The sequence below is a fragment of the Escherichia sp. E1V33 genome, assembly GCF_004211955.1.
GTDB lineage: Bacteria > Pseudomonadota > Gammaproteobacteria > Enterobacterales > Enterobacteriaceae > Escherichia.
The window spans coordinates 1-3522 of sequence record NZ_RHJI01000042.1; the positions used below are offsets into that span (position 1 = coordinate 1).

The 3522-nt window shown below is 48.5% G+C and carries 4 protein-coding genes; 2 read left to right on the forward strand and 2 right to left on the reverse strand.

Features of this window, described 5'->3' with window-relative positions; all coding sequences use genetic code 11:
• On the forward strand, nt 1-1228 hold a 1228-nt coding region (locus tag D9742_RS22700), incomplete at its 5' end, for a terminase family protein (RefSeq protein WP_130238309.1).
• Nucleotides 1228-2256, forward strand: a complete 1029-nt coding sequence (locus D9742_RS22705; protein ID WP_130238310.1) for a phage portal protein — start codon at nt 1228-1230, stop codon at nt 2254-2256. The genes D9742_RS22700 and D9742_RS22705, both read left to right, overlap by 1 nt.
• 23 nt (nt 2257-2279) lie before the next feature.
• Here the strand turns inward: D9742_RS22705 and D9742_RS22710 are convergent, their stop codons facing one another.
• Complete coding sequence (locus D9742_RS22710; protein ID WP_130238311.1) at nt 2280-3146, reverse strand: LPO_1073/Vpar_1526 family protein; 867 nt, start codon at nt 3144-3146, stop codon at nt 2280-2282.
• 1 nt (nt 3147) lies between these two features.
• Nucleotides 3148-3387 (reverse strand): hypothetical protein, encoded by a 240-nt coding sequence (locus D9742_RS22715; RefSeq protein WP_105467793.1) that lies wholly within the window; start codon nt 3385-3387, stop codon nt 3148-3150.
• Nucleotides 3388-3522: the final 135 nt, after the last annotated feature.

Sequence of the window (3522 nt, forward strand, 5' to 3'; positions counted from 1 at the left end):
GATTGACGCCCTGCTTACCGGACGTAACCAGATTTTCCTTTCCGCCAGTAAAGCACAGGCCCACGTCTTTAAGCAGTACATCATCGACTTCGCCAAAGAAGTCGAGGTGGAGCTGAAAGGCGATCCGATGGTGCTTCCTAACGGGGCCACGCTTTACTTCCTCGGCACCAATGCCCGCACGGCCCAGAGTTACCACGGCAACCTGTATCTGGATGAATATTTCTGGATACCGAAATTCCAGGAGCTGCGCAAAGTGGCTTCCGGTATGGCTATTCACAAAAAATGGCGACAAACCTATTTTTCCACGCCATCCAGCCTGACACACAGTGCTTATCCGTTCTGGTCCGGTGCGCTGTTCAACCGTGGGCGCAACAAAGCCGACAAGGTGGACATCGACCTGTCCCACAGCAATCTGGCCCCCGGCCTGCTGTGCGCAGACGGGCAATACCGCCAGATAGTCACCGTGGAAGATGCAGTACGCGGCGGCTGTAACCTGTTCGACCTCGACCAGCTGCGCATGGAGTACAGCCCGGACGAATACCAGAACCTGCTGATGTGCGAGTTCGTTGACGATCTCGCATCTGTGTTCCCGCTCAGCGAATTGCAGGCGTGCATGGTGGACAGCTGGGAAGTCTGGACCGACTTTCATGCACTGGCCCTGCGCCCGTTTGGCTGGCGCGAAGTGTGGATCGGATATGACCCGGCAAAAGGTACGCAGAACGGCGACAGCGCCGGATGCGTGGTGGTGGCACCGCCAGCCGTGCCAGGCGGTAAGTTTCGCATTCTTGAGCGTCACCAGTGGCGCGGGATGGACTTCCGCGCCCAGGCTGACGCCATCAAAAAACTGACCGAACAGTACAACGTGACCTATATCGGTATCGACTCAACCGGCGTCGGTCACGGGGTTTACGAGAACGTGAAAGCGTTCTTTCCTGCCGTCCGGGAGTTTGTCTACAACCCCAACGTTAAAAACGCCCTGGTACTCAAGGCCTACGACATTATCAGCCACCGCCGTCTGGAGTTTGACGCCGGACATACCGACATTGCGCAGTCATTCATGGCAATCCGTCGCGCCACCACCGCCAGTGGCAACCGCCCGACCTATGAAGCCAGCCGCAGCGAAGAAGCCAGCCACGCCGATCTAGCCTGGGCAACAATGCACGCACTGTTTAACGAACCGCTGCAGGGCGAGTCCGCCAATACCAGCAATATTGTGGAGATTTTTTGATGGGAAAGAGTAAGAAAAACCGCGCTGCGGCGACGAATCAGCTCAAGCATAAAAACCAGACTTCAGCCGAAGCATTCAGCTTCGGCGATCCCGTTCCGGTTCTGGACCGCCGTGAACTGCTGGACTATGTGGAATGCGTACAGACAGATCGCTGGTATGAGCCGCCAGTGAGTTTTGACGGACTGGCGCGAACCTTCCGCGCTGCCGTACATCACAGCTCCCCGATTGCAGTAAAGTGCAACATTCTGACCAGTACCTACATCCCTCACCCGCTGCTCAGCCAGCAGGCTTTTTCACGTTTTGTGCAGGACTATCTGGTATTTGGTAACGCCTACCTGGAGAAACGCACAAACCGGTTCGGTGAAGTTATCTCCCTTGAGCCTGCTCTGGCAAAATACACCCGACGCGGATTAGACCTGGATACCTACTGGTTTGTGCAATACGGCATGACTACGCAGCCGTATCAGTTCACGAAAGGCAGCATTTTTCATCTGATGGAACCGGACATCAACCAGGAGATCTACGGCCTGCCCGGCTATCTTTCTGCCATTCCATCCGCCCTGCTCAACGAATCCGCCACGCTGTTCCGCCGTAAGTATTACATCAACGGCAGCCATGCAGGCTTCATCATGTACATGACCGACGCCGCGCAGAACCAGGAGGACGTGAACAACCTTCGCAACGCAATGAAAAGCGCCAAAGGGCCAGGCAACTTCCGCAATCTGTTTATGTACTCGCCTAACGGCAAAAAAGACGGGCTTCAGATTATCCCGTTGTCAGAGGTGGCGGCGAAGGATGAATTTTTGAACATCAAAAACGTGAGTCGGGATGACATGATGGCGGCACACCGCGTGCCGCCGCAAATGATGGGGATTATGCCTAATAATGCTGGGGGTTTTGGGGATGTGGAGAAGGCGAGCCTCGTCTTTGTCCGCAATGAGCTGATGCCATTGCAGAGGCGTCTGCAGGAACTGAATAACTGGTTGAAGGAAGATGTAGTGAATTTTGCACCCTATGATTTAAAGTGAAAATTCAAAATAGTACTTATTTATTACTTCAACCATTCTGCATAATCAAAAGGAGCTATTTCCTTAAGAGCAGTGATAGCTATAGCTTGCCCTACGCCTGTCAAATTAACGCCACCGATTTGTGGGGCGTTAATTTGATTAATAAAACGAAATATTGCAGGAGCAATAAACCCCAATTTTTTCTTAGCCTCCTTAGCGTTACTTGCACCAAAGTAAGCATATTTATGCAGATAAATATCAACTGTGTCACGTCCCATAAAGTCATTATAATTGCATGCACCAGTATAGCTTAGGTGTCTTAAACTTGTAGCCGACAAGTCAAATTTACGCCCCAGATACTGTTCAAACTTTTGATGGAATGACTCTAACATATGAAGTATATTCCCTGCAGGGATTGCCGTCATTTGAACATCATTTAAGACAAAAATCGCACAAATCAAAGCAATCTGAGATTTAGTAAGTTTAGGAACAACACTAACAGCTTCAGTTAGTATAATTTCCATCAAATCCGAATTACCCCCAGACACTTTTTCTACTATTAATTTAGATAACAAATCTGGATGAGATTTCTTACCCTTTCTTGCAGCAAAGGTCAATGCATCATTCAATAATGCCTGAATGTCTGGATCCTTAAACTTGTCTATAATTATTTTTTTTGAATTTTTGTGTAATTCACTAATCACAAGCGTTTCCAGTTCCCTCCGATTGCTAATTGCCTGCTCTCTAGCAATCTCCTGAATTTTGGGAAATTGGTTTTGAAAAAGGACATCAAAAAGCTGAATCACGTCTGCAGCTGACAATCCTGTTGTAATTTGAATATTACCACCGGCCTGTAATGCAAACGAACCATCACTTACAGATTGGTTTGCATCTTTACCAATAATTCCCATTTTATACTTTCTCCTTTCCAGTAGAGATAGTGACATTCCCCCCAGCTTGTATCCCACATGAATTTCTTGAAACCTTTTGTCTCAAAGAATTAACATTTAATTTATCTGAGGCAAACAATCCTAATAACATGATCAATGCAGTAATAGCTGCAATTCCCGAGTCGAATCCAGGCTTAAACCAAAACCAAGCCCCTGAAGCAACCAGCAAAATTAGAGCCAGTATTTTAATCAAAAGTTTCATATAGATATGCTCCATTTTTCCTTTTTATATCTAAGATTAATTTTTTGTGCAACTACAACTTTACGGTATACGCGCGCTCGTATCCCCGCCACGCCTGCCCGCTTTATGCAGTGGTTTTCATGCACCTGCATGACA

Coding starts and splice junctions, on each gene's coding strand:
- D9742_RS22705 (WP_130238310.1), top strand. CDS start 1,228: ATGGGAAAGAGTAAGAAAAACCGCGCTGCGGCGACGAATCAGCTCAAG.
- D9742_RS22710 (WP_130238311.1), bottom strand. CDS start 3,146: ATGGGAATTATTGGTAAAGATGCAAACCAATCTGTAAGTGATGGTTCG.
- D9742_RS22715 (WP_105467793.1), bottom strand. CDS start 3,387: ATGAAACTTTTGATTAAAATACTGGCTCTAATTTTGCTGGTTGCTTCA.